The organism is Microbacterium sp. MYb54, from assembly GCF_002979515.1.
Classification (GTDB): Bacteria; Actinomycetota; Actinomycetes; order Actinomycetales; family Microbacteriaceae; genus Microbacterium.
Map to the genome: position 1 here is coordinate 19,852 of NZ_PCPA01000009.1, position 25,170 is coordinate 45,021.

At 67.6% G+C, this 25,170-nt stretch carries 21 protein-coding genes; 13 read left to right on the forward strand and 8 right to left on the reverse strand.

Going from position 1 to position 25,170, the window contains the following annotated elements; genetic code table 11:
- Positions 1–990: an SDR family oxidoreductase gene (locus CQ040_RS11285; RefSeq protein ID WP_105526471.1), complete on the reverse strand. Its 990-nt coding sequence runs from the start codon at positions 988–990 to the stop codon at positions 1–3.
- A gap of 184 nt (positions 991–1,174) precedes the next feature.
- Here CQ040_RS11285 and CQ040_RS11290 point away from each other — a divergent pair, with 184 nt between their 5' ends.
- The 7 genes from CQ040_RS11290 (at position 1,175) to CQ040_RS11320 (ending at position 8,885) form a co-directional block, all read left to right on the forward strand.
- Positions 1,175–2,416 carry a hypothetical protein gene (locus CQ040_RS11290; RefSeq protein ID WP_105526470.1) on the forward strand — a complete coding sequence of 414 codons (1,242 nt, stop codon included), beginning with the start codon at positions 1,175–1,177 and terminating at the stop codon, positions 2,414–2,416.
- On the forward strand, positions 2,413–4,404 hold the full coding sequence (locus tag CQ040_RS11295) for a GMC family oxidoreductase (protein WP_105526469.1): 1,992 nt from the start codon (positions 2,413–2,415) through the stop codon (positions 4,402–4,404). Before CQ040_RS11290 ends, CQ040_RS11295 begins: the two co-directional genes overlap by 4 nt.
- The gene (locus CQ040_RS11300) at positions 4,401–6,068 is read left to right on the forward strand and encodes a GMC family oxidoreductase N-terminal domain-containing protein (RefSeq protein ID WP_105526468.1); all 1,668 of its coding nucleotides are present in this window, start codon (positions 4,401–4,403) and stop codon (positions 6,066–6,068) included. The genes CQ040_RS11295 and CQ040_RS11300 overlap by 4 nt, the downstream gene beginning before the upstream one ends.
- Positions 6,065–7,096: an alpha/beta hydrolase gene (locus CQ040_RS11305; RefSeq protein ID WP_105526467.1), complete on the forward strand. Its 1,032-nt coding sequence runs from the start codon at positions 6,065–6,067 to the stop codon at positions 7,094–7,096. Before CQ040_RS11300 ends, CQ040_RS11305 begins: the two co-directional genes overlap by 4 nt.
- Entirely contained in the window at positions 7,087–7,692 is a 606-nt protein-coding gene (locus CQ040_RS11310; RefSeq protein ID WP_105526466.1) for a hypothetical protein, read from the forward strand. The genes CQ040_RS11305 and CQ040_RS11310 overlap by 10 nt, the downstream gene beginning before the upstream one ends.
- 87 nt (positions 7,693–7,779) lie before the next feature.
- Positions 7,780–8,307, forward strand: coding sequence for a hypothetical protein (locus CQ040_RS11315; protein ID WP_105526465.1), 528 nt, complete (start codon positions 7,780–7,782; stop codon positions 8,305–8,307).
- Positions 8,304–8,885 carry a hypothetical protein gene (locus tag CQ040_RS11320; protein ID WP_105526464.1) on the forward strand — a complete coding sequence of 194 codons (582 nt, stop codon included), beginning with the start codon at positions 8,304–8,306 and terminating at the stop codon, positions 8,883–8,885. Before CQ040_RS11315 ends, CQ040_RS11320 begins: the two co-directional genes overlap by 4 nt.
- Before the next feature lie 36 nt (positions 8,886–8,921).
- Here the strand turns inward: CQ040_RS11320 and CQ040_RS11325 are convergent, their stop codons facing one another.
- Positions 8,922–9,950, reverse strand: a complete 1,029-nt coding sequence (locus tag CQ040_RS11325; RefSeq protein WP_105526463.1) for a DUF389 domain-containing protein — start codon at positions 9,948–9,950, stop codon at positions 8,922–8,924.
- Between the two features lie 4 nt (positions 9,951–9,954).
- Positions 9,955–10,509 carry a DUF6611 family protein gene (locus tag CQ040_RS11330; protein ID WP_146113872.1) on the reverse strand — a complete coding sequence of 185 codons (555 nt, stop codon included), beginning with the start codon at positions 10,507–10,509 and terminating at the stop codon, positions 9,955–9,957.
- A gap of 130 nt (positions 10,510–10,639) precedes the next feature.
- Here CQ040_RS11330 and CQ040_RS11335 point away from each other — a divergent pair, with 130 nt between their 5' ends.
- The 3 genes from CQ040_RS11335 to CQ040_RS11350 all read left to right on the forward strand — a co-directional run bounded on the left by CQ040_RS11335 (position 10,640) and on the right by CQ040_RS11350 (position 15,304).
- Positions 10,640–11,092: a hypothetical protein gene (locus CQ040_RS11335; protein WP_146113871.1), complete on the forward strand. Its 453-nt coding sequence runs from the start codon at positions 10,640–10,642 to the stop codon at positions 11,090–11,092.
- A 106-nt stretch (positions 11,093–11,198) separates the two neighbouring features.
- Complete coding sequence (locus CQ040_RS11340; RefSeq protein ID WP_105526460.1) at positions 11,199–11,720, forward strand: hypothetical protein; 522 nt, start codon at positions 11,199–11,201, stop codon at positions 11,718–11,720.
- Positions 11,721–12,508: 788 nt separating this feature from the next.
- Positions 12,509–15,304 carry an NACHT domain-containing NTPase gene (locus CQ040_RS11350; RefSeq protein WP_105526458.1) on the forward strand — a complete coding sequence of 932 codons (2,796 nt, stop codon included), beginning with the start codon at positions 12,509–12,511 and terminating at the stop codon, positions 15,302–15,304.
- A 40-nt stretch (positions 15,305–15,344) separates the two neighbouring features.
- On the opposite strand, the gene CQ040_RS11355 is transcribed toward CQ040_RS11350, so the two are convergent.
- Positions 15,345–16,793, reverse strand: a complete 1,449-nt coding sequence (locus CQ040_RS11355; RefSeq protein ID WP_105526457.1) for a hypothetical protein — start codon at positions 16,791–16,793, stop codon at positions 15,345–15,347.
- Between the two features lie 354 nt (positions 16,794–17,147).
- Between CQ040_RS11355 and CQ040_RS11360 the strand changes: the two genes are divergently transcribed.
- The 3 genes from CQ040_RS11360 to hrpB all read left to right on the forward strand — a co-directional run bounded on the left by CQ040_RS11360 (position 17,148) and on the right by hrpB (position 22,002).
- Positions 17,148–17,576, forward strand: coding sequence for a MarR family winged helix-turn-helix transcriptional regulator (locus CQ040_RS11360; RefSeq protein ID WP_105526456.1), 429 nt, complete (start codon positions 17,148–17,150; stop codon positions 17,574–17,576).
- A gap of 169 nt (positions 17,577–17,745) precedes the next feature.
- Positions 17,746–19,365, forward strand: coding sequence for a flotillin family protein (locus CQ040_RS11365; protein ID WP_105526455.1), 1,620 nt, complete (start codon positions 17,746–17,748; stop codon positions 19,363–19,365).
- Between the two features lie 84 nt (positions 19,366–19,449).
- On the forward strand, positions 19,450–22,002 hold the full coding sequence (hrpB, locus tag CQ040_RS11370) for an ATP-dependent helicase HrpB (protein ID WP_105526454.1): 2,553 nt from the start codon (positions 19,450–19,452) through the stop codon (positions 22,000–22,002).
- Positions 22,003–22,021: 19 nt separating this feature from the next.
- Here hrpB and CQ040_RS11375 read toward each other — a convergent pair whose 3' ends face one another.
- The 4 genes from CQ040_RS11375 to CQ040_RS11390 form a co-directional block, all read right to left on the reverse strand.
- Positions 22,022–22,756, reverse strand: coding sequence for an ABC transporter permease (locus CQ040_RS11375; RefSeq protein WP_105526453.1), 735 nt, complete (start codon positions 22,754–22,756; stop codon positions 22,022–22,024).
- Positions 22,753–23,538 (reverse strand): ABC transporter ATP-binding protein, encoded by a 786-nt coding sequence (locus CQ040_RS11380; protein WP_105526452.1) that lies wholly within the window; start codon positions 23,536–23,538, stop codon positions 22,753–22,755. Before CQ040_RS11380 ends, CQ040_RS11375 begins: the two co-directional genes overlap by 4 nt.
- A gap of 186 nt (positions 23,539–23,724) precedes the next feature.
- On the reverse strand, positions 23,725–24,321 hold the full coding sequence (locus CQ040_RS11385) for a TetR family transcriptional regulator (protein WP_105526451.1): 597 nt from the start codon (positions 24,319–24,321) through the stop codon (positions 23,725–23,727).
- Positions 24,322–24,363: 42 nt separating this feature from the next.
- Positions 24,364–25,113 (reverse strand): AAA family ATPase, encoded by a 750-nt coding sequence (locus tag CQ040_RS11390; RefSeq protein WP_105526450.1) that lies wholly within the window; start codon positions 25,111–25,113, stop codon positions 24,364–24,366.
- Positions 25,114–25,170: the final 57 nt, after the last annotated feature.

Genomic DNA, 25,170 nt, shown 5'->3' on the forward strand with positions numbered 1-25,170 from the left:
CTAGCCGCGGACGGTCGCGATCATCCGGTCCAGATCGGCGTCGAGTTCGGCGTCGACCACCTGCCGGGCCGGGGTGGCGTCGTGGTACGCGATGATCTCCTCGGCGCCGGCCCAGAACGGCACTCGGGGCTGGAACTCGGGCACGATGCGACGGATCTTCGTGTTGTCGAAGACCATCGGATGAGCTCTGTCGCCGTGCAGGTCGGCCGCGAGGGCTGGCCTGATGGCGGAGATCGCGTCCGAGGACACGTGCACCAGCTCGGGCCGAGCCCCTGCAGCGTCGCCCAGCCACGTGTAGATCTGGTCCCACGTCGGTGCCTGGTCGCCCGTGATGTGGAACGTGTCGCCCAATGCGTCGCGTCGTCCGAACAGACCGACGAACCCCACCGCGAAGTCGGTCGTGTGCGTGATGGTCCACGGCGAGGTGCCGTCTCCGTGGACGAGGACGGGCCGACCCTCGCGCATCCTCACCACGTCATTCCACCCCGCGAGAGTGGGCATGCTGGTGCGGTCGTAGGTGTGGGAAGGGCGAACGATGGTGACCGGGAATCCCTGATCGCGGTAGGCGACGGTGAGGGTGTCTTCGCACGCGATCTTGTCCCTCGCATACGCCGAGAACGGGTTTCGGAGCGGGGTCGACTCGGTGATCGGGAAGCGCAGTGGCGGCTTCTGATACGCCGAGGCCGAACTGATGAACACGTACTGGCCGATGCGGCCGGCGAAGCGCTCGATGTCGGCCTGCACATGCGCGGGCGTGAACGACGTGAACTGCGCCACGACGTCGAACTCCCGAGCGCCCAGGGCAGCCCGCACCGCGTCGTCGTCACGGATGTCGGCCTGCAGCAGCTCGACCTCGCCCGGCAGCCGACGTTCGCCGGAGCGGCCGCGGTTGAGCACGGTGACCCGATGCCCGAGCTCCACCGCCCGCTGCACCGAAGCCGTGCTGATGACGCCGCTGCCACCGACGAAGAGGATGTCCTGTGCACTCATGTCCTGATCCTGTCATGCCGAGAACGCGCATCCTGGACCATGTCCCGCCCGCGCGCGCCGAGTCCTTACAGGGTTGAAACAACTCGGTGGTACGGGGGTTCTGACGCACAGTCCGCGGATAGCGTTTCGAGCGTTCGATCGCTCGGGGATCCTCCCCGGCACCATCAACACCGGGGACCCTGCCATGCCACACAGCCGCTCACACCCTTCGCCCAGTCGGATCATCGCCGTCAACATCGGGGTGCTGGTGTGCGGCGCCGCGATCGTCGTGATCGTCTCCGACCTGCTTCCGGTGATCCCGGCGCTGGTGTATCCGCTCGTGTTCACGATCGTCACCGCTGTGCTCCTGGCACTCGCCGTCGCGGCGAGCCGCCGCGGGGCACTGGCCGCGTCCCGCATCTGGGCGGGGTGGGCGGGGTTCCTCATCGTGCTGCTCGTGCTGGCGTGGAGCAACCTCTTCGGATGGGGCGGTGCGCTCAGCACCACGCTGCTCGTCGCGATCGTGCTCAACACGGTCGTCGCCGGCGCCTTCCGAAGCGGCGTCCACCTGGCCGTGGTGCAGCTCGGCTCGCTGATCTGGGCGGCGATCGCCTTCCTGTACGGCATCCCGCCCCTGCCGCTGATCGTTCTCGCGGCGATCGGCCTCTGGTGGCTCGGGGCGGTCGGCTACTCCGCGTCGGTCGTCATCGCGACCGCCCTCATCCTTCCGGTCGGTGCGACGCTGCTCGTGCACCCGCTCACACACGACGCTCTCGCCGTCGATGGGGGCGACATCGCCACGTTGGCCGGAATGGTCGCACTCGCGTCGCTCCTCGGGAGCATCATCACGCGCCGGGTGCCCGATCCTCGTATCTGGGGCGTGATGCGCCCGACGATCGTCATCGTCCTCATCGCGCAGGCGGCGCTGGGGAGCATCCCCGTGGTCGCCGAGATCTTCCGACCGGAAGACCCGTGGCCGGGGCTGCTCACCGGCCTCTGCGCGCTCAGCATCGCCGCAGCGGTGCTGGTGTTCCGCCGGCATCGAGCGGGCGCCTGGGCCGTCATCGGATACGGCGGCCTGCTCTGGGCATCGGTTGCGGCACAGGTGCTGCTGCCCGCCCCGATCCCGGCGTTGCTGACGCCGGCGGTCCTGTTCGTCCTGCTGTCGCGCATGATGTGGCGCACGGCGCCGTTCTCTCGCAAGACCGTGCACCTCGCACTCGCGATGGCGCTCGACGGCGTCGCGCTGGTACTGCTCGCAGCTCCGGCCCCGGGAGGCGCCGCGGTGATGCTGGCCGTGTGCGGGCTGACGATCATCGTGCTGGTGCTGCGCATGCAGCCCGTTCCTCCTCGCGGTCGCACGGAAGCGGTCGCTGACCTGCCGGAAGACGACCGGCCGCCGCGAGACGGAACGCCGATCACCGTCGATGAGGCGGTGGCGAGATGACGCGTCTGAACCGACGGCAGTTCCTCGGCGGCGGGCTCGTCGCGCTGGGGGCCGGTGCGCTCGCGGCAGCGACCTCGATACGCAACTCTCCGGCGACACCAGACACGGCAGGCCCTCGTCGCGACGTCACACCGACCGATGCGCTCGAGACCGAACGAGACTACGACTACATCGTGGTCGGGGCCGGCGCTGGCGGAGGGCCACTCGCGGTCCGGCTCGCCGAAGCCGGCTACACGGTACTCGTCATAGAGGCGGGACCGGCGACGACCACCGCCGATGTCTACGAAGTGCCGGCGTTCCACCTGTTCGCGTCCTCCGATCCCGAGATGAGCTGGGACTACTACGTCAGCCACTACACCGACCCGGCCGCACACGGCTCGGCGTTCGTCCGCGAACGCGGAGGAGTGCTCTACCCGCGCGCCTCGACTCTGGGCGGATGCACCGCGCACCACGCCCTGCTGATGCTCGCCCCCGAAGACGACGACTGGAATCGCATCGGGCGCATCACCGGCGACCCGTCCTGGAATGCCGGGTTCATGGCGCGATACCAGGACCGAGTGCGGGAGTGGCTTCCGATCGAGACGAGTCCGGCGAGCATCCTCAGCCAGGACCAGACCCTCGCGCGACTGGTGACGGCAGCGGTCGCCGACACCGCCGATCAGGCCCTGCCCCCGACGGATGTCGATCTGAACCGCGGCGAGATCGGCGGCACGCTGCTCGATCCGAACAACCCCGCCTCGGTGCAGGCCTACCGCGAGGGGGCGGCTCTCATCCCCCAGTCCTCTCGCGGCGGAAAGCGCTACGGGGTGCGGGAGCGACTCCTGGAGGCCGCACCCAAGCTGAAGGACAGGCTGTTCTTCCAGACCGATGCGCTCGTCGAACGGGTGCTGTTCGAACCGGGCGCGGATGCCCCGCGAGCGATCGGCGTCGAGCTGCTGCTCGCCCCCTACGCGTATGCGGCGAGCCCCCGTCAGGTTGCTCTGACGAGTGCGGAGCGAGACAGCGTCCGACGACGCGTGACCGCACGTCGAGAGGTGATCCTCGCGGCCGGCGCCTACAACACGCCCCAGCTGCTCATGCTGTCGGGAGTCGGCGACACCGAACAGCTCGCCGAACAGAACATTCCGGTCGTCGTCGATCTCCCCGCCGTCGGCAGCAATCTGCAGGACCGCTACGAGATGACGGTCGTCACCGAGTTCGACCGCCGTTTCGCCGTCCTGAAAGACGCGACCTACGGGCGTGCGGGCGACCTCGAGCTGTCGAAGTGGCGTGCGGGCGACCCGAACGCGCTCTACCGCTCCAACGGTCTTCTCATCGGGCTCAAAGAGCGGTACTCACAGGGGAGCGAGCATCCGGAGCTCTTCCTGTTCGGCGCGCCCTCGCAGTTCACGGGTTACCGACCGGGGTTCGCGGAAGACGGCGTGGCCAGCAAGCGTCACTTCAACTGGGCCGTCGTGCGCGGCTTCCAGGAGAGCATGACCGGTCGAGTCAGGTTGCGCTCTGCGGACCCGACCGATGTGCCCGACATCAACTTCGCCTACTTCGCGGACGGCCGCGACACCGAGTCGACGTCGCGCGATCTGGAGGCACTTCGCGAGGGGATCGCCAAAGCGAGGGAGATCAACGAGCGGGCACGGTCGCTGCGATTCGCAGATGCAGCCACAGACCGCGAGGTCTATCCCGGCGAGGGCGTCGAGGGGTCAGAGCTCGACGGACTCATCCGCCGCGATGCCTGGGGGCACCATGCCAGCTGCACGGTGCCGATGGGGAAGGTGGGCGACCCCGCGGCTGCCCTCGACTCGCACTTCCGTGTGCAGGGGACCGAAGCACTCCGCGTCGTCGACGCCTCGGTGTTCCCGAAGATCCCCGGGCTGTTCCCTCTGATGGCTCTGTTCGCGTTGAGTGAGCGCGCAGCTGACCTCATCCTCGAGGACGCATCGACTGCCGGAGCATCCGCCGGCGCCGACACGACGGAGCCCGCAGCATGACCTGGCAGAGGTTGGAAACGGACACCCTGCCGAGAACGGCGCGCGCCGTCGTCATCGGCAGCGGATACGGCGGAGGCGTGGTCGCGGCTCGGATCGCCGCAGACCTCCCTCCCGGTGAGACGCTGATACTCGAACGCGGGCGGGAGTGGCTCCCCGGCGAGTTCCCCGATTCCTGGAGCACGGTGCAGCGGAACGTGCGAACGCCCCGCAACCCGATGGGCCTGTTCGACCTCGCCCTGGGAACGGACGTCGATCGCCTGGTCGGATGCGGCCTCGGCGGCGGATCGCTCATCAACGCAGGTGTGATGCTGCAACCACTGCCCGACGTGTTCGACGACGTGTGGCCGGCGCCGATCGATGCCGACGAGCTCGCCCCTCATGTGGAGCGCGTGCTCGAGGTGCTGAAACCGACGACCGTCACCACTCCGCCCGACCGGACTCGACCGCTCGAGAAGCTCGCCCGGCGACACGGGGTCGCTGTCACCGCCGTCCCCGTGGCCATCTCGCATCGCCCACCGGGGGAGAACGGATTCGGCTTCCACCAGACATCGTGCACCGGGTGCGGCAACTGCATGACCGGATGCAACATCGGCGCGAAGACGACGGTGCATGCGAGCTACCTGCCTCTCGCTGCCCGACGAGGGGCGGCCATCGTCACGAGGACCGAGGTGCGGACGATCGTGCCCTCCCCCGATCCGACGCACCGTTGGCGTCTCACCGGCTGGCGCTATGAGTACGAGCTCACCCACTACCGACGAGTCGAATTCACTCTGGATGCCGACGTGGTGGTACTCGCCGCCGGAGCGCTCGGCTCCACGGGCATCCTGTTGCGCAGCGCGCGGGCGGGCCTGCCCCTGTCCACGGCGCTGGGTACCCGATTCTCCGGAAACGGCGATGCGATCGCGATCTCCTACAACTCCGCGACCGTCCGGCAGTCAGGAATCGGTGCGGCCGACCAGCAGAATCCCGACCTGGACGTCGGTCCCACGATCACGCGGATGCTCGACATGCGAACAGAATCACCCGGCTATGTCGTGCAGGACGCAGCGGTTCCCTGGCCCATCGCGCAGCTGCTGCGACGACTGCTCGGGGCGCGCTTCGCCCTGGCCCGCGACAGCCGGGTGTACTGCGATCTGCGGCCGGGCGGATGCCCCGTGGGATGCAGTGCGTTGGAGCACTCCCAGACCTGGCTCGCGATGGGAAACGACTCCGCCGCGGGGGTGGTGCGCCTCGACGCGCGAGGGGAGCCGGTCATCCGCTGGACGAATGCCGGTCAACAGGAGGTGTACAAGGCGCAGCACGCGGACTTCGCGGCCCTGAGCGAGTACGCGGAATCGACGTTCGTCACGAACCCGCGCCATGCCGTGCTGAACCGTGGCATCGCCGCACGCTCTCCTATCACGGTGCATCCGTTGGGAGGGGCGCCCATGGCGGAGTCCGTCGAGCAGGGTGTCGTCGACGACGGCGGCCGGGTGTTCGCTCCGTCGGGCGGGATCCACGAGGGGCTCTACGTGCTCGATGGCGCGATCTGCCCCCGATCCGTCGGCGCGAACCCCGCGCTGACGATCGCCGCGCTCGCCGAGAGAGGTGCAGCGAAGATACGCGAATCGGGCATCCTGCATCAGGCGGTCGGGGCCTCGCCCATCGAAGGAGCACTCTCATGATCCGCGCACTCTTCGTCGTCCTCCTTGCTGCTGCGCTCGCCGTGGTCGCCGTTCTCGACCCCGGCACGGCACGCACACCGTCGACGAGTTCTGCACCGGCCGACACCGCCACGGACCCGACGGAACAGTCGACGGAGCAGTCCACGGTGGTTCCGGGGCTCGTCACCTCGAGGATCGACGTCTCCGGCATCAGCGGACGCGAGGGCACGGTGCGCATCGGTGTGCTCGAGCCGGAGGGTGAGCCGGTCGCGGATCTGATCTTCCTGCACGGACATGCCGACCGGCTCGACAACCACCGAGAGCTGTTCCTCGCATTCGCCGCGTCGGGGGTGCGGGTGATCTCCTACGATCTCCCTTCGCACGGGCTGACCGATGCCGGACCGATCGATGTGTGGAGCTTCGCCGATCTCGCCGCGCTCACCGGCCTCGTCGAGAAGACCACGCGCGATTCCGACGAGCGCCCGCTCGTGCTCTCCGGGTGGTCGTTCGGCGGTCTGCTGGCGACGAGGATCGCACAGACTCCCGAATACTCTGCGGCGCTGTCCCGTCCGCTCGCCGCGCTCGCTGTCGAGAATCCGGCGCTCGTGCCGCTGCCCTTCAGCGGCGGAGACGGTGTGTCAAAGCTGCGCGCGCTCACGCACGATCTCAGCGCCCCGGTCGCTGGACCACCTACTCCGGCGTCTCCGTTCCTGAATCCGGTGTTCGCGGGACGGCTGCTCAGCCAGGCGGCGATCGGCCGTTCGACGCCTTTGCCGAATGGCCTCGACACCCTGGTCGTGCTCTCGGACCCTGCCGAGGATCTCTACGTGGACCCGACGGGGATCCGGACGTGGGCGGAGGAGATCGCTCCGCAGGACAGCGCTGCGGTCACGGTGGTGCAGTGCGCCGGATCACGCCACGGCGCCGACCTCGAAGCATGGCCGATCGGCGCGGCCGCCCGCGACGCCATGGTCGACTTCGTCGCGGATGCCGTGGGGTCGCGCCCGGCTCCGGCACAGGCGCCGGAGGTGAGCACGGCATGCGAGTGACCACCTTCACGGAGACGATGCGCGGCACCGTGGCACCGGCTTCGCCGACCGGCCGCTCCGGGCAGGAGTCACTCACCGCACTCGTCGCCGACCACGAGAGGGCGACCCGGAGTGGGGATGCTGGTCCGCTGCTGCTCCTGGATCTGCGGATGCGTCTGCCCGAACCGCAGGACGCGGAGGACGGCTTCCGCGGTGATGTCCGCGGCGGCCGGATCGTGGCACCCGGCTTCGAAGGTGCAGTGACAGCGGGGAAGGCCGACATCCTGATCCACGACGGGGAACGACGCATCATGCGCTATCGCCTGCGCGCACGGTCGGCAGAGGGCCGCGAGCTGGTGGTCGTCGGAACGAAGTACCTGCGTCGCGGTCTGACGGGCGCCTGGGGAGACACCACGACTCTCTATGTCGACGTCTTCGACGGGGATGTCGACATGGATGACGGTGGCGAGCTCGAGCAGGTGGAACCGATCATGGTCGGCATCGTGCACGTGCTGCCCCGAGACCTCGTCGGGCAGATGCTCTCGCTGCGCGGACGACCCCTCGGCTTCGGGTGCGACTTCGTGCGGAGGGTTCTCCCCCACCGCGTCCGCAGGTGAATGGATGACGTGAGCGATACGCGCATAGGCGTATGGCTTCCATGAGGTCACTTCACCGGCACGATCGACGAGGCGTAGGACGGAGTCATGACCCTCACCGAGATCCTCCCCACGCTACGACAGAGCATCGCCTCGCCCCTGGACCGCTGGAAGTGGCCGGTGCACTCGGAGCCGACGACCAGGGATGTCGTGGTCGGGGGCATCTCACTGATGCGCCTGTTCGAGATCAGCGGTTCGCCCGCCGTGCTCACGGGAGACCTGCCGTTGCCCACCACGGGAACCGACGTGACCGTGCTGCTGTTCCGCATCACCCTGCGCGTCGACACCCAGGAGAACAAGCGCATCGCCCTGACCGACTGCTCTTTCGAGGGAATCGATGCCAGGTGGGAGGAGTGCCGCCTCATCGGCCGCGCCTCCACGGCACGGACGACGCCGATCGAGCTGATCCCAGCCGAGGATGGCGGCGCAGCATGGCCGCATCCGGTCGCGATGCTGCCTGCCGATCTTCGGGAGGGCGATGTCGTGGTCGTCCCGTGCGCCGGTGCGGTCACGTTGCGCAGAGTGCGTCCACACCCGACGATCTCCGTCGGCCTGCCCGCGGCGGTGACGCGATGACCGTGCTGCACACGGTGCTGCACGCGACCGCCTTCGTCTGGAACGACCCCCGACGTGACGTTCGGAAGCTGTGGCCGACGGACACGGTGATCGGCACGCACGACATCCTCGTCGCCGGACGGTCGCTGACCGATCTCGCACGAGACCGACACACGCCCTACGTGCTGATCGCGCCGGTGGATGCATCAGCCGTTCACCCCGAAGCGGATGCACACGTGACGTTGGTGGTCGGACGGATCACCGCCCGCGAAGCACGTCACGGATGGCACGACCTCGCGGTGACCGTCGACTGCGATCTGCGCGCGATCATCCCCCTGGTCACCCACATCGAGCTCCTGAAGTCTCCGCGCGCCCGAGACCTGGTGCCGACGATCCTCCGCTCCTCCGAGGGAGATGCCCGGCTGCGCGCCCGGCTGCCGAAGACGTCATCGCCGGGAGACCTCGTGGTGTTCGCCTGCACCGGCACGCTCTCACTGAGCCAGGTCGTGCCGCGCGCACATGTCGCCGAATCGTCGGACGACGACAAGGACGCAGGCGGACCCTGCCGCAAGTATCTGGGCGGCCCGGCCGCCGAGTAGTCGGCACCAGCCGGGCTCCGCGCCACAGTCTTCGATCTAGAGCTTCTCTTGATCAGGCCTCGAAGGACGCCCATCGTCTTCGATGCTGAGCATCCGCAGACGGGTGCTGCTTCTCTGACGGCGTGGCTTGCGGAGCCGGGCCGCACGCAAGCCCTGCCAACGCCCTGCGACAAGTTGTACGTAGAGCGTCACGACACCGGCGATGAGCAGACCTGCGAGATTCACGAGCAATTGGATCCCGGACCCACGCGCCTCATCCCAGGCCCCCACGGCAAGGGTTAGTCCGATGGTTCCGACCGCCGGCACCGTGGTGATGGAGATGAATACACCGACGAGCGCCGACGACTTCGCCGTCGTAAGCGAGAGGACGCCCGCGATACCCGCGAGGAGCGCGATGACGAAAGACCAGGCATCCGGGGCGACGATGAACTCTGTCGCCGGCCCGGTGGTCGCTTGCGCATAGGTGATGACGCCCAATGAGTACAGGAACGCCCAGATCCCCCAGGCGAGCACAGCGCAGACCGCGAAGCCTCCGAGAAGCGTGCCCAAGGCTGGCATGATGATGCCACGGCGACGGCGGACGATCGCATACGAGATCGCCGCGATCGGGGCGAACTCCGGCCCGACGACCATCGCTCCGATGATGAGGATCGGCTGGTCGAGCAGCCGACCGACACCGGCGATCAGTGTGGCGAGGAGCAGAAACACGAAGAATGAGACGGACGGGCGCGCGTCTTCCTCGGCCTTGCCCGCGACCTGCGCCCAGAGCACGCCATCGGCCGGATGCCCTGGGGCGAGGCTCTCGGCGCGATCGGCGGCGTTCGACACCACGACCAGCGGTTCGGAGACGACGATGCTCCCCTCCACGGGGATGCCGAGGTGCCGCAGCGACCGCATGATGTTGTTCGCATTCTCCCTGGTCATCTCGAACAGGAGCACATCGCCATGACCCTCCATAGCGGCGCCGGGGAGGACGGTGAGGTCGCAGACGGTCGGATCCTGCGCGAGGCTCTCTTGCGCCTGGGGCGAGAGAGGCTGAGAGACGCTGACGCGAACGGAGAGCATGCCCCTATTTTGCTCGCCGTGAGGACGCGGTCACTATAGCGGTGGCGTGCGCGTACGACGCGCGCCAGACGCTGTCGAACCCGGCGCGGTCGATCGCTCCCCGACGGCAGGCGAGTGCCGCATCTTCCAGCACCTCCAGCAGGGAATCGAGACGGCACTGCTGCATGTGCTCTTCGACTGTGTCGCTACCGAGCCCCGAGCGACTCGACGACAGAGTGACCGTGCGGCGGCGGATGTCGCGCGAGCGCCGAGAGAGCACGACGCCGATCGGGAGCAGCGCGGTGGCCAGGAGGACCGCGGCAAGCAGCGGGGGTGCTGCGGACGCAGTCAGGATCACCCAGAAGACGACCCCGCCCCCGATCGACAGAGGCATGTACCACCGGTGGGCTTCGGCGAGGCGTCGTTCCGCATCCGTCGAATCCGGCGGATAGATGGCGAGCACGCTGGCGACCGTGCCGTAGTGGCTCACGGTCCGCGAGAGATAGCCCCAGCGGGGCGCACGCGCCGACACCGCTGATGACAGCGTGTCGCTGATCTGAGGACGATGACCCGTGGACATGGATCCACCCTCCTCCCGGACCGCGCGCGCGACGACGATACCGACGGAACCCATACGGCGCCGAGTCGTTTCCATGCGCGATGGCGACGCCGGCCTGTCCCCCGGGGCGGAGTCTGGCTACGATGCGAGCATGTCGCGGACGAATCCGATCCTGCGGGGAAACCAGGCCTCCGACGAGCTCGGCCCCGGCGTGCTCGTCTTCCTGTGGCTGCTCATCGCCGCGGTGCTCGTCGCGCCGGCGATCTGCGTGTTCCACCTCGCGAGCGGGAATGCGCAAGCGGCGGGCGAATGGATGCCGGGTTCGATCTTCTGCGTCCTGATCGCCCTGCTCCTCCTCGCCGGGCTGCGCTCATCGGCCCGTGACACACGGCAGCTCCGAGCCAACGGCGTTCCCGGAACAGCCACCGTGCTCTCCGTGGAGCCGCTGGAGGACGGACACTCCCTGGTCCTGCGGATCTTCGTCGACGGGCTTGAGCCCTTCAACGTGCGTGCCCGGTCCGGATGGGGCAGCATGAAGGTCAGCGAGACGGTCGAGGTGCTGGTCGACCCCTCAGATCAGCTGTTCACCATCGTCGATCGCTGATCGCAGCCAGCGTCAGGAGAAGAGCCGCTGATAGCGTTGACGCGGCGTACCCGGAGCATGCAACGCGGATTCCGCGGGCTGCCCAGACGAACCGATTGAGATCACTGTGGCTGAACCGACGAATCCGATCCCGCCCGCATCGGTGAAGCGCCGTGGCCGCCGTTGGTTCATCGGTGTGTCGGTTGTCGCTGTGGTGTTCTTGGCCGTCGCCTTGGCGATGGTCAGCAAAGTGCTCGGCCCGCCGATGCCGATCGGGTATTCCACCAACGTGACGATCGCCCTGCGATACGTCGCGGACGACGGTCGCACGTACTCGTGCACATACGACTACGGCACGCCGGATGACGCGCCCATGCCCGCATCTATCGCCCGGCAGATGAACGAGAAGGACTGGTCGGAGACCGGCCAGCTCATGTACGACTGGGCCAAGAACCATCCCACTGATTCCGGGCTGCGCGAGCTCGCAGCCGATGACCCTCGTCCAGCCGACGCACCCGCAACATGGTCGGCCGCCATGGACAGGTACATCGTCTTTCCCCCTTGGCTGGTCCACACAGGCAGCGGATCGGAATACGCGCTCAGAACGCAAGCACGCTACGACAGCAACTGCGAAGAAGGACTTGGGTAGATGTCCGTTCTCATGAAGATTGTCAGTCCGTGAGACGCGCCCACCCCGGAAAAACGGGTGAGTGACGTGGTGCCGGGCCCGGTGCTTCTCTCACGAGACTTGTCGGTAGTCGCCACGACCGTCCCAGTTGGCCACCGCATCCCCCTGAGTGCCACAGCGTCCCGCGTATGGCTACTCTGTCGGCGATGCCTTCCTATGTTCACTCACCGTGAATCCGTCTTGAATCCATTTGTCGGTAACGGCGTGCAGGCGCGAGATTCGATCAAGTTGGTGACGGGTGGTCGTTCGCTGTTCTGGTAACGCTGCACCGTCGATGAGCGAGGCACCCGGATAGCCGTGAAGATGAGTCCCACTCCCTGCAAACGCTTGGGACTCGGTTGATCAGGAGGCTGCTATCAAGCCTCGGTGGGCACGCCTCTCGCTCCACTGGCTTCAATCCGCATCGTCGCGCACGGCGACCCGACAACATTTCTGCTCTCGTACCCCGCTCTCACGGGTGTCGTCGTGTTCGCTGGTCGTGACGGGCATCCCATAGAGTCCGTCGCCATGCCCTCGCTTCACGTCGTCGATGGCCGAGGCCGAAGCATCCTGTTGACAGGACTCGCTGCGATCCTCAGCGCTCTCAGTGCCCGTTCCGACGGCTGACACGGCCCACGAATTCGCGCTCTCGAGTTCCATGCGCAGTGTGCCCCGTAGCCGGCACTGATCCGTTCGATAGGTTGATGCAACACAGAGGATCTGCAACATATCGATCCCTCTCGCTTCGAAGATCACGAACGGAACCACACATGGCCCAGGACTACCCACTCGAGGAACTGAGCCCGCGCGCGTTCGAACAGATGACGGTCGCTGTGTGCGAAGAGGTGTTCGGCGCCGGTCTCGAGGCATTCGGATCAGGCCCTGACGGGGGACGCGAGGCCACCTTCCGCGGGCGCATCCGGTGGGGGTCAGAGCCCGACGCCTCGAACGTCTGGGACGGGTACACGGTGATCCAAGCGAAGCAGCGCGAGCATCACTCTCCCGACCCGGCGAACAACCTCAAGTGGCTTCTCACACAGATTGATGCGGAGCTCGGCGCATGGATGGACACCTTCAGTAGCCGGAGGCCGTTCCCGGACTATCTCTTGTTCGTCACGAACGCCCGCATCTCCAGCTCCCCCGGCGCCGGCATCGACAGACTCAATGCGCATCTGCAGGAATGGTTGGATCACCCCGTGCCAGGCGACCCGAGGGTCACTTTGCGCAAGCGTGGCCTGCGACAGATTAGAGTGTGGCACCGTGACAAAGTCAATGCTCTCCTCACCGCTCACGGGTCCGTCCGCAACGGTTTCAAAGCTCTGCTCACTGTGGGGGATCTCCTGGAGCGTCTCACTCAGCTCTCCGACACGCTGAAGCCGGAGGATCTGCACCCTTTTCTTCACGCGCACGCGGAAGCGGCACTGTCCGCCGAACGTTGGGTGCAGTTCCAAGAAGCGGGCGGCAGCGACCGGGAATCGGTCGAGCAGATCGTCATCGACCTGAAGATCACGGACGAGAACACGACCGAATCCACCGTCCTCTCTGAAATCTTCGCCCGCTCCAGCGCCGTACTGAAACCATCGATGCCCGACCGGGTGCAGCGGCCTCACGTCGTCATCACAGGACGTGCGGGAAGCGGCAAGAGCACGATCACGAAGTTTCTGACTCAGGCGCTTCGTTCCCAGTTCGCAGCAGAGGAATCACTGACCTCGACCGCTCAACACGTCCGCGAAGCCACCACGACCGCGTTTCAGACCCTGGGGACGGACGCCCCGACCGGGCGGCGATGGCCGGTCCTCATCAGGCTGACCGACTTCGCGTCCGCGATCGGTCCCAGCGGTGACCTCACACTGTTGCGGTTCCTCGCCGACACGATCTCACGCCGTGCGGACATCGACATCAAACCCAACGTCCTCAAACGGTGGCTCACATCGTGGCCGTCGATTGTCATCCTGGACGGGCTTGATGAAGTCACCGCCCTCGAGGTGCGCCCGCGGGTGCTTGATGCGATCACCTATTTCGTGGAGGACCTCGAGGCCAGCAACGCCGATCTTCTCTGCGTCGTGACAACCCGTCCGACCAGCGACGCGGAACGATTCATGCCCGAACGGTTCCAACAACTGAACCTGACTTCGCTCGATCGGGACACCGCAGAACGCTACGGGCGCATGGTCACCGAACGGCGTCTCGCCGACGATCCCGACCGCCGAGACGCACTCCTGGCCTCGTTGGAACGCCAGTTCACCCTGAGCACGATGCAGCGCCTGATGAAAACACCACTGCAGGTGCTGATCATGACAATCATCCTCGAGCGTGTCGGCACTCTCCCCGCGGACCGATACCAGCTGTACTCGCAGTACTTCGACACGATGTATACCCGTGAAGCGGGAAAGCACACCACGCTGGCCCAGCTCCTCGCGTCCCAGAACCACGCCATCGTCTATCTGCACGAAACCGTCGGACGGGTCCTTCACGTCACAGCGGAAACCTCCGGCGGGGAGAAATCGGTGATGCCCCGCACACAGATGCGGGAGATCCTCGACGCGCGACTCATCGAACTCGAACATGACACGGACCACCTCCGCACCCAGATCGGTGACCGGATCATGCAAGCCACTACGGAACGACTCGTCCTTCTCGTGCCCGCCGAGGACGACGGGTTCGCTTTCGAAGTGCGGAGCTTGCAAGAACTCATGGCCGCCCGTTCGCTTGTGAAAACCAACGATGCCACCCTCCGGAAGAGACTCATTGCCCTCGCCCCCAGTCCGCACTGGCGGGCAACCTGGGTGTTCATGGCCGGTTACGTGTTCTCCACCGGCACCGACGAGCAACGAGAAACGATCGTCCACATCGTCGAGAACATCGACACCGATGACTCGTGGCCGGGCTGGCTGACCCCGATCGGCCCCGAACTCGCCGCGGCTCTCCTCGACGACGGCCTCGCCACCCAAACCCCCAAATGGCTCCGCCGGCTCGTGCAGGTCGCCCTCCGTGCCCTGACAGGGCCCGCTCCCCGCAACATGCAGCCGTTCGCGGACGGTCTCACCGCCGCCGCGGGCGCCGACCCCACCACCCGGAGCCTCATCCGCAACACCCTCATCCAGTCGTTGGCTGGCACGCCACGGGCAAGCAACACGGCCCGATTCCTGCTCTCCATGACGAAACTTGATGCGGGAATCAGCCAGACCGCGCTCCGAGACGCCACCGAACCCATCCTCCCTCGAACCACCGAAGTGTTCGACTGCGTCGGCACCGTCCTCGAAGAGCATGTCTCATCGCTTCCACACCCCGACACCGCACTGGGCACTCTGCGGCCTCTCCTCGACGCCCTCGAGTTTTACCATGTGCCGCCGTTCGGCAGCGGCGAAGTCGGCGTGACCCTGCTGCACAACACCACTGTCACCGACACGTCGACCGCGACGTTGATCGATGACCCGCGCACCGCCGCTCTCCTCGAAGTTCTCATCGCCGCTCTCCCTCACGAGCAGTGGCGTGTCGCCCACGGGGTGTCCATCGTCTACGAACGCGGCGCGAGCCGCCGACCCGTGTCCGCACACCTCGACTGACGTCGCCATGCTCGTCGTCCGTCACAGGCGAGGGGCGAGGTCACAGGGCCACGAAACGTCCGTTATCCGTGAGCGTGAACCCGTACAGGTGGAAGTACTCGGCCACGTGCTGTACGCGGTGTTGCGCCCGAGCGGACCCGAGCAGGCCCCCGGTCGGGTCCGCGATCCAGAGCGTGAACAATCGGACAGCAGCGCGGACGATGAACGCGGTCAGGAGGAGGTGCTCCGATTCTGCGGTTTCCCCTCGAGGGTGCTTGACCCCGTTGTAGTGCCACGCGATCGTGCGGGCGACGCCGACTGTATCGGTTCCGAGGTCCGACCAGTCGACGCCGAGCTGGTGCAGACACCGGTAGATGTCCGTGGCTACCGTGGGGCGGGTTTTTCCGTCCTTGGTGGTTTGATAGGTAGCCTCTTCCCCGGGTTGGCGGCCGAGGAGATCGGATGCCCGCTCGAATGCGATAGATCCGGTGACGACGAAGTCGTCTGGGGCTGTTGGAACACGGCGCAGCAAAGCGCGGAGGGGACGCAGGAATTGCTGCCACCTGTCCGACGCGGCACCCCATCCGTCGAGGACATGCTGCGGGAAGGCACCCAAGGGCAGGTAGATGTCGTCGCGGAGGCGCTGCGCGTCTGGGTGGGGTTGGGTGGCCTCGTTGCGGGTGTCCATGGTGATCAGGTGGTGAAACGGTTCGTAGGTGAAGGTGTCTTCCCCGTCTCGTGCCACCGCGGGAACCGTGCTCCCATACGACGGGTCACTGATCTCGTGGTGACGGAAGTACAGGCTTCTGCCGAACACGGCAATGGAGACGAGGTCAAGGAACGCGCGTTGTTCGCGAATGTGGTCGGCGACCGGACGCGAATCAACGAACTCTGACATGAGGACGACACGGTCGATGATGTCGATCCCGCCTCGACCGTCAGGCCGGTCGCGCACCTCTGTGTCCCACTGAGTCCTCAACGTCATCGTCGCGTCGCCCTGACTCCAGGAGACACGCTGTGTGCCCTCCACATGAATGTCGAGGGCACGCACCAGCACCCCGTTCTCGTGATGCGTGCCTTTCGTCTCCCAGCTTTTCCAGCGCGTGAAAGCGAGCAGCCCGTCCACGTCGGAACGCAGCCGCGTCACGGCGAGGGTATCCGGCATGTCGACAGCCTCGGCTGGGAAGACCGTGTCACGGGGTTCGAACAGTGTGGTGCTCGGTCGGGCCGAATGGCTCGTGTGCCGGAACACACGGTTCTGGAATAGATGCGCGGGCCCGTCCTGGGTCTGCAGCAGGAAGTTCCGGGTCGATGTGTCGTCGGAGAAATCACCCCACTCGGTGATTCCCGCGAAGTGGGAGCCCGGTCGGACGTCCGGGAAAAACGGCACCCGCAACTGCACACCGCGTTCCGTGAGCTCGAGGGTCGCCCCCAACGTCGGGGCGACCTCGTCGCTCTCGTTGTCAAGGAGACCGGGCGTCGCATCGCCAGTGCGCAGGTTCAGGACCATTCCCGCAGGCTACCGAACGACCCGCCTGCCCGAGCACGGTCCCGCACCGATACCTCGCGTCCAGGGGACAGAATCATCGCACCACGATCGCGTGCTCCCCGCCCACCACCGAACCTGGAGAACTCAGACACACATCCGAGCGGAGAGGAGAACGGGACTGCTGACGCAGGCCTCGGAGAAGTTTCCGTGACCAAACCGTTGCATTCGTTATCTCGCCGTTATACAGTGATCACACGGTGAATGTTTGCTGTGGCACTCACCGCATGTGATTGCAGGACACTCTTGGTGCAAGGGACAAGGGCCGGTCGGGAGCCTCTCCGACCGGCCCTTTACTGTTCGCACTATTCTGTGAGGATGACCGATCGCAAGCTCGCCCTGGAGGCCTGGGAGAGCCTGTTCCGCGCGCAGCACGAACTGTTCACCGAGATGATGAGCGACTTCGAGCACAGCGACATCGCACAGGCCGAGTACGACGTGCTGCTCACCGTCACCCGCTCCCCCGGCATGACCGCGCGGCTGCGCGACATCACCTCGAACATGTTGATCAGTCAGCCCAGCGTCTCGCGCCTGGTCGACCGCATGGTCACCCGCGGCCTCGTGGCGAAGTGCGCCGACCCCGACGACGGCCGCGGCGCGCTGATCCGCGCTACCGACGAGGGCGCACGGGCATTCCGCTCGCTCGCCACCGTGCACGGACGCTCGATCGCCGACCGCATGGCGCGCCTCGACGACGACGAGCTGCGTACCCTGCGCGACCTCGCGGAGAAGCTCCGCAAGGGCTGAGCCCGCTTCTGCACAACACTCAGTTGTGCCGCAGTTCCCACTTCATTCGGCTTGAGATGACGGCTGTCGCGTCGCGGACGCGCTGCGTCTGGCAGGGTGGGGTGCATACGCCCGCGCTCGTCGCCGGCACGTCAGACCACCCCCTCGGGGGGAACCAGGGAGGTCATTCATGGAGATCGCCGGAATCGTCGGAGTCTTCGTCATCATCGGCATCGCCGTCGTCGTCGCCGTCGTCATTCTGCTCATCCTGCTGTTGTTCGCACGCAGCTGGATCAAGGTCGCTCGAGCCGACGAGGCCCTCGTCATCTCGGGCCGCAAGCAGAAGGTGCAGACGGCCGTCATCGCGACCGACGGGTCGAGCAGGTCAGAGATGTCGGAGTCGCCCGTCACGGTCATCGTGAACGGCAAGTCGCTCGTCAACCCGATCACGCAGCGCCACGAGATCATCTCGCTGCGCTCCCGCCAGGTCTCCCTCAACGCCGAGGCGCAGTCGCTCGACAGCGTCACGCTGAACGTCGACGGTGTCGCGATCGTGAAGATCGGCTCCGACCCGATCCTGGTCCGCCGCGCAGCCGAGCGATTCGCCTCGCAGGACAAGGCCATCGAGCAGTTCACGACCGAGCAGCTCGAAGGTGCCCTCCGTGGCATCGTCGCCACCCTCTCGGTCGTCGAGCTCATGCGCGAGCGCAAGAAGTTCTCCGACCAGATCGCCGCCGACGTCTCGCAGGAGCTCGCCGAGCAGGGCCTGATCCTCGACTCGTTCCAGATCAAGGGCATCACCGACAAGGTCGGCTACATCCAGTCGCTCGGTGCCCCCGAGATCCAGGCGAAGCGTCAGTCGGCGGAGATCTCGCAGACCAACGCCGACCGTGCGATCAACCAGAAGAACATCGCCAACAAGGAAGCCAACCTGATCGAGCAGACTGCGCTCGACACGAACACGGCCAACTCCGACTCCGGCATCGGTCGCGCCAGGGCCGAGGCGGAGCAGGCCGAGGCTCTCGCCCGTGCTCAGGCAGAGCAGGCCGTTCTGCAGCAGCAGGCCGAGAACAAGCAAGCCCAGCTCGACGCCGACGTCAAGCGCGTCGCCGACGCGCAGCGGTACGAGGCCGAGACCCGCGCCCAGGCCGAGCTCTACACGCGCGAGAAGGCGGCAGAGGCCGCCGCGATCGAGCAGGTCAAGCAGGCCGAGGCTCGCACGCGCATCGCCGAGCAGCAGGCACAGGCCGACAAGGCCCGCGCCGATGGTGAGGCCACGGCCGCGATCGCCAAGGCGACCGGTGAGGCCAACGCCCTTCGCGCACAGGCCGAAGCAGAAGCCGAGGCCCGCCGTCTGCGCGCCAACGCCGAGGCAGACGCCATCCGTGCCGAGGGTGATGCCCGCGCCGCCGCCCTCGAGGCCGAGGCCAAAGCCATCGCATCGAACCAGGATGCGTTCCTCTCGCAGCGTGTTCTCGAGGTGCTGCCGTCGATCATGGCGGAGTTCTCCAAGGGCTACGCGGCGATCGGCAACGTCTCCATCATCGGCAGCTCGGGCGAAGACGGTGCGTCCCAGGTCGTCGGCGCCGACAGCGCGATCGCGATGCGGTCGGTGTTCGACAGCGTGCACTCGGCAACCGGACTCGACCTCGCCGGGATCATCCAGGGCCAGGCCGTCGGCCGCGGTTTCGGCGAGGGCGTGGCTGCAGCCAGCGCTCCCGCCCCGGCGAAGACCCGGGTCTCGACGCCGAGCACTCCGACATCGAGCACTCCGCCGCCGCCCGCCTCACCTGTCGCAGACGCGGAGTAGCCGCACCATCACCACAGCACAGCGGATGCCGCGATCGATTCGGTCGCGGCATCCGCTGTCTTCCCGACCGGGCAGACTGTGAGGATGACGTCCGCCGCCTTCGACCTCGCCGCCATCGGCGCAGGACTCTCGTTCGCGGCCGCCCTCGATGAGCTCTCCACGACGCTCGATACGAGCACGTCAGCGGTGGTGAGTGCCCCTCCAGGCACGGGCAAGACCACGCTGGTGCCGCCACTGCTCGCATCGCGCTCCTCCGGCCGCGTGATCGTCACCCAGCCGCGGCGCGTCGCCGCCAGGGCAGCCGCGCGCCGGCTCGCGCAGCTCGATGGCACACCGCTCGGCACTCGCGTGGGGTTCACCGTCCGTGGCGAGCGCGCGGTCGCACGAGAGACGCAGGTCGAGTTCGTCACGGCGGGCGTGCTGCTCCGACGTCTGCTGAGCGACCCCGGTCTCACGGGCGTGGATGCCGTGATCATCGACGAGGTGCACGAGCGCGCGCTCGAGACCGACCTCCTGATCGGTCTGCTCTCTGAGGTGCGCGAGCTGCGAGACGACCTGGTGCTCATCGCCATGTCGGCGACCCTCGACGCCGCGCGTATCGCCGCCGTCATCGGTACCGACGACGAGCCCGCTCCGATCGTCGACCACGACGTTCCCGCCTTCCCGCTCACCGAACGCTGGGCCCCGAGTCCCGTCCCGCGCCTCGATGAGCGCGGCGTCACCTGGGGGTTCCTCGATCACGTCGCGCAGACCACGGCATCTGCCGCCCGGGAGCTGGTCCGCGAAGACCCGGCGGCCGACGTGCTGGTCTTCGCCCCGGGTGCACGCGAGGTGTCGGAGATCGCACGCCGGGTCCGCGACAACACCGACGCGTTCGACGTGCGGGAGCTGCACGGTCAGATGCCCGCTGCCGAGCAGGACGCCGTGATCCGCGGTCGACGCCCCGACGAGTCGGCCCGCATCATCGTCACGACCTCGCTCGCTGAGTCTTCGCTCACGGTGCCGGGCGTGCGGCTGGTCGTCGACACCTGCCTGGCCCGCGCCCCGCAACGCGACGTCGGGCGCGGCATGACCGGTCTCGTGACCTCCGCAGCGTCCCGCTCGTCGTGCGTGCAGCGCGCCGGTCGGGCCACCCGTCAGGGGCCAGGCACCGTCGTCCGCTGCATCGACGAACGCACCTACGCCACCGCCCCCGCACGCCCGACTCCCGAGATCGCCTCGAGCGACCTTGCGGATGCGGCCCTCCTGCTCGCGTGCTGGGGTGCGCCGGGCGGGGCTGGTCTGCGACTGATCGACCCGCTGCCCGCCGCAAACCTGGCCGACGCCATCACGGTGCTGCACGGCCTCGGAGCGATCGACGACGAGGGCCGCGTCACCGACGAGGGCCGCTCCCTGGCTCGTATCCCGACCGATCCGCGGCTCGCCAGAGCACTCCGTGACGGCGGCCCGGTGGTGGGTGCTCGACTCGCCGCCGAGATCGTCGCGCTTCTGGGCGGAGACCTGCGCACCGCGGACTCCGACGTCGCGCAGGCTTTGATCACCCTCCGGGGCGGGCGCACACCGGATGCACGTCGTTGGCACAGCGATGCCGATCGCCTCGAGCGCATGATCGCGTCGACTCCGGGTGTGCGCGCCGACCTCGACAGCGTCGGCCTCGTGATCGCGCTGGCGTTCCCCGAGCGGGTCGCCCGCCGCGTGGATCGCAGCGCCGGCGGGGCGACTTTCCTGCTGGCATCCGGAACCCGCGCAGGAGTGACCGGTCCGCTCGCGGCGGTCGAGTGGCTGGCCATCGCAGACGTCGCTCGGGCGTCCGGGCGCGCGTCTGCCGGCACCGGCGCGATCATCCGGTCCGCGGCGACGCTCACCGAGGAGCAGATGGAACGGGCAGCGAGCCATCTGATCACCGACCGTGTCGAGGCGGAGTTCGTCGGAGGTCGCGTCCAGGCTCGTCGCGAGAGCCGCGTCGGCGCGATCCTGCGTTCCTCGGCTCCGGTGCGCGCATCGGCCGAAGAGGGGCGGGACGCCGTTCGCCGCACGCTTCGGCGCGACGGCCTGAGCATGTTCACCTGGGCCCCGGCCGCTGTCGACCTGCGATGCCGCTTGGCGCTGCTGCACCGCGAGCTGGGAGCACCCTGGCCTGATGTGTCGGATGCCGGACTCCTCATCGACCTCGACGCCTGGCTCGCGCCGGAGCTCGACTCCCTGGCCGGTGGCACCCCTGCCGCACGGCTGGAGCTCGCGTCGGCGCTGCGCCGGCTGCTGCCGTGGCCAGAAGCGGTGCGCCTGGATGAACTCGTCCCCGAACGACTCGAAGTACCCAGCGGATCCCGCATCCGCATCACGTATCCGGCCCCCGACGACCCGGACGCCCGGCCCGTCGTCGCCGTGAAGCTGCAGGAGTGCTTCGGCTGGGCCGAGACTCCGCGGCTGGTCGACGGCCGCGTGCCCGTGCTCTTCCACCTGCTCTCGCCCGCCGGGCGGCCACTCGCCGTCACCGACGACCTCACCTCGTTCTGGTCGGGCCCCTACGCTCACGTGCGCGCCGAGATGCGCGGGCGCTACCCGAAGCATCCGTGGCCCGAAGACCCCTGGGCCGCGGTGCCGACCAGGCACACCAAGGGCCGCGCGGCACGCTGAGCGCCGACCGGACGGCGCCTCAGCGCGTCCGTCTACGCAGCGTGAGCGACGCCAGCACCAACGCCGCCACCGCGAACGCGACGACCACGAGCAGCGGACCGAACACGTCCCATCCCTCATCGCCGGCCGCGACGGCGTTGATCGTATCGATCGCATAGCTCAACGGCAGCCAGTCCGAGATGGCGTGCAGCACGTCGGGCATCTGGTCGCGGGGCATGAACAGTCCGCCGAGGATGATCTGTGGGAACACCAGCAGCGGCATGAACTGCACCGCCTGGAACTCGGTCTGGGCGAACGCACTCGCCAGCAGCCCGAGCGCCGTGCCGAGAAGTGCGTCGACGATCGCGACCAAGCCCAGCTGCCACAGCGGCCCGTCGACATCGAGCCCGCACACCCCCACCGCGAACGACACCGTGATGACCGCTTGCAGCAGCGCCATCACCCCGAAGGCGAGGGCATAGCCGAGGATGAAGTCGGCCTTGTCGAGGGGCGTGGTCATCAGACGCTCGAGGGTGCCGGAGCGGCGCTCGCGCAAGGTGGTGATCGATGTGATGAGGAACATCACGATGAACGGGAACAGCGCCAGGATCGCGCCGCCGAACTGATCGAACACGCCCTCCTGATCGCTGAACAACCAGGCGAAGAGGCCCACGAGCAGGCTCGGCGCGACGAGCATCAGGACGATCGACCGGGGATCGTGCCGCAGCTGTGTGAGCACGCGGCCGGCGGTCGCGAACATCCGGCGGCCGTTCATTCTCCTACCTCCTCATGCCGGTCACGCGCTTCACGGCGTGATCGCCGCGTGTCCTCGATGCCGGCCGCGCGATCACGCTCGATCAGAGCGAGGAATGCGGCTTCGGCATCGGCGGTTCCGGTGTCGGAGAGAAGGGCCTTCGGAGTCGTGTCCGCGATGATCCGTCCTTCGCGCATCAGCAGCAGTCGGTCGCAGCGCACGGCCTCATCCATCACGTGGCTCGACACGATGAGCGTCACTCCCCGATCAGCCAGGCCGCGGAAGAGCGTCCACAGCTCGGCACGCAGCACGGGGTCGAGTCCGACCGTCGGCTCGTCCAGCACGACGAGTTCGGGCGAGCCGATCAGCGCCACGGCGAGTGACACCCGCGTGGCCTGTCCTCCGCTCAGGGAGTCGACGAGCTGCCCCGCCTGCGGGCCGAGACCGACCTCTTCGATGACCCGGTCGACGTCGCCCTTGGGGGCTTTCAGCAGCGAGGCGAAGTAGGAGAGGTTCTGGCGCACGCTGAGGTCGCCGTACACCGATGCTCCTTGCGTGCCGTAGGCGACGCGGTGCCGCAGCTGTCGCGACCCTCCCGGCTCACCCAGTACCGTCACATCGCCCGAAGCGATCTTCTGCACCCCGACGATCGAGCGCATGAGCGTGGTCTTGCCGCAGCCCGACGGCCCCAACAGACCGGTGATCTGACCCCGGGGGATCGCGAGATCGATGCCCTCGAACACATGCACCGCGCCGCGTCGCACGCGCAGCTGCGAGATCTCGACAGCCGATTTATTCATCATGCGATGAATTATCCGCCTGCGGGTCGATCGCGTCAACGGGGTTCGCGTGCTGCCCCCGCACAACTTCGGAGAGCGGAGCCGACGCGCCACCACCCGCTGCGAGGTGCCCGCGTGTCAGCACGGAACTCCGAAGCTGTGCGGAACGGCGGCGCGGGGGCGTCGGGGCGGCTGCAGGGGGCGTCGGGGTCAGTCGAAGAGGTAGCGCTGCAGGGTCGGGCCGACCCGGGCGACGAGCTCATCGACCGATGCGGCCGCGAGCGCCGGAAGCCGCAGCACGTAGCGGGCGATGAGCATGCCGGCGATCTGCGATGCGACGAGTGAGGCCCGGAGATCTGCGTCGTCGGCATCGAGGCTTCGAGCGACGCGGGAGAGGAGCTCACGCGACAGGAACCCTGCCAGCAACGGGGTCGTGAGCCGACTCCCGATCGCGGTGCGCAACAGCATGACCCCGCGTCTTCGCACCTCCGGCTGTTCGAAGGCCTCGAGGACGTAGCGGATCAGACGTTCGCCGATCTCGCCGCGAGGCCCCGCGAGGATCCCCGGCACGTCGATGTCCGGCCGCAGCGGGATGCCCACAGCTTCGGCGAAAAGATCGGCCTTGGTGCCGAAGTAGTGGTGCACGAGCGCCGAGTCCACCCCGGCGCGAGCGGCGATCGAGCGGATCGTCGCGCCGTCGTACCCCTTCTCGCCGAAGTCGTCGACCGCGGCCGCGATGATGCGCGCCCGCGAGTCGGAGACGCCCCGCGGGCGGCCGCGACGCCGCGGAGGCTTCTGCTCGGTCATGCCCGTCAGCCTACGACTTCGCTCCGCGCCCCGGACCCGGGTTCAGTCGAGCAGGTGACGCAGGTAGCGGGTCGGATGCTCGAGGAACGAGCGCCAGTGGTTCACGATCTCGAGGTCGTTCCATTCGGCCGGGCGCACGCCCCACTCCCCCACCTCGAGGATCTTCGCCCCGGGGAGAGCCGCCAGCACCGGCGAGTGCGTCGCGCACAGCACCTGGCCGCCCTCGTCGGCGATGCGGCGCAGCACCGCGATGAGAGCGAGGGTCGAGTTGAAGGAAAGCGCCGCCTCCGGCTCATCGAGGCAGTAGAAGCCGGGCTCATCGAACCGGCTCTCCAGGATCGCGAGGAACGATTCGCCGTGGCTCATCTCGTGGAAAGCCGCATCGGCACCCCCGGGATTCTCCTCGAGATAGGTGTAGAACGAGTGCATCGTCTCGGCCCGGAGGAAGAACCCCCACCGGTTCGCGCCCACACCCCGCTGCAGCTGGAGCCAGTCCGACAGCGGCGACTCAGTCGCACGGGTCGTGTGCATGGCCTGCCGCGACCCGCCCTCCGGGGAGAGGCCGTACGCGATCGCGATGCCCTCGACCAGGGTGGACTTGCCGCTGCCGTTCTCGCCCACGAGGAACGTGACACCCGGGTCGAGGTCGATCCCCTCGCGCAGCACCTGGGCGACAGCGGGGATGTCGGTCGGCCAGCCCGCGCCGGGCGTCGGGGCGTCGTCGTTCGGACGCACCGCCACGACCGGCTGCTGCCGCCGACGCCGAGAGCTCGGCTCCCAGAACGCGTCCATCCGATTCCTCCCCGTCACGTGCCCGCTCGTGCGCGCTCCGAGGAGACTACCGGCGGA

Coding starts and splice junctions, on each gene's coding strand:
- CQ040_RS11285 (WP_105526471.1), bottom strand. CDS start 990: ATGAGTGCACAGGACATCCTCTTCGTCGGTGGCAGCGGCGTCATCAGC.
- CQ040_RS11290 (WP_105526470.1), top strand. CDS start 1,175: ATGCCACACAGCCGCTCACACCCTTCGCCCAGTCGGATCATCGCCGTC.
- CQ040_RS11295 (WP_105526469.1), top strand. CDS start 2,413: ATGACGCGTCTGAACCGACGGCAGTTCCTCGGCGGCGGGCTCGTCGCG.
- CQ040_RS11300 (WP_105526468.1), top strand. CDS start 4,401: ATGACCTGGCAGAGGTTGGAAACGGACACCCTGCCGAGAACGGCGCGC.
- CQ040_RS11305 (WP_105526467.1), top strand. CDS start 6,065: ATGATCCGCGCACTCTTCGTCGTCCTCCTTGCTGCTGCGCTCGCCGTG.
- CQ040_RS11310 (WP_105526466.1), top strand. CDS start 7,087: ATGCGAGTGACCACCTTCACGGAGACGATGCGCGGCACCGTGGCACCG.
- CQ040_RS11315 (WP_105526465.1), top strand. CDS start 7,780: ATGACCCTCACCGAGATCCTCCCCACGCTACGACAGAGCATCGCCTCG.
- CQ040_RS11320 (WP_105526464.1), top strand. CDS start 8,304: ATGACCGTGCTGCACACGGTGCTGCACGCGACCGCCTTCGTCTGGAAC.
- CQ040_RS11325 (WP_105526463.1), bottom strand. CDS start 9,950: ATGCTCTCCGTTCGCGTCAGCGTCTCTCAGCCTCTCTCGCCCCAGGCG.
- CQ040_RS11330 (WP_146113872.1), bottom strand. CDS start 10,509: ATGTCCACGGGTCATCGTCCTCAGATCAGCGACACGCTGTCATCAGCG.
- CQ040_RS11335 (WP_146113871.1), top strand. CDS start 10,640: ATGTCGCGGACGAATCCGATCCTGCGGGGAAACCAGGCCTCCGACGAG.
- CQ040_RS11350 (WP_105526458.1), top strand. CDS start 12,509: ATGGCCCAGGACTACCCACTCGAGGAACTGAGCCCGCGCGCGTTCGAA.
- CQ040_RS11355 (WP_105526457.1), bottom strand. CDS start 16,793: ATGGTCCTGAACCTGCGCACTGGCGATGCGACGCCCGGTCTCCTTGAC.
- CQ040_RS11360 (WP_105526456.1), top strand. CDS start 17,148: ATGACCGATCGCAAGCTCGCCCTGGAGGCCTGGGAGAGCCTGTTCCGC.
- CQ040_RS11365 (WP_105526455.1), top strand. CDS start 17,746: ATGGAGATCGCCGGAATCGTCGGAGTCTTCGTCATCATCGGCATCGCC.
- hrpB (WP_105526454.1), top strand. CDS start 19,450: ATGACGTCCGCCGCCTTCGACCTCGCCGCCATCGGCGCAGGACTCTCG.
- CQ040_RS11375 (WP_105526453.1), bottom strand. CDS start 22,756: ATGAACGGCCGCCGGATGTTCGCGACCGCCGGCCGCGTGCTCACACAG.
- CQ040_RS11380 (WP_105526452.1), bottom strand. CDS start 23,538: ATGATGAATAAATCGGCTGTCGAGATCTCGCAGCTGCGCGTGCGACGC.
- CQ040_RS11385 (WP_105526451.1), bottom strand. CDS start 24,321: ATGACCGAGCAGAAGCCTCCGCGGCGTCGCGGCCGCCCGCGGGGCGTC.
- CQ040_RS11390 (WP_105526450.1), bottom strand. CDS start 25,113: ATGGACGCGTTCTGGGAGCCGAGCTCTCGGCGTCGGCGGCAGCAGCCG.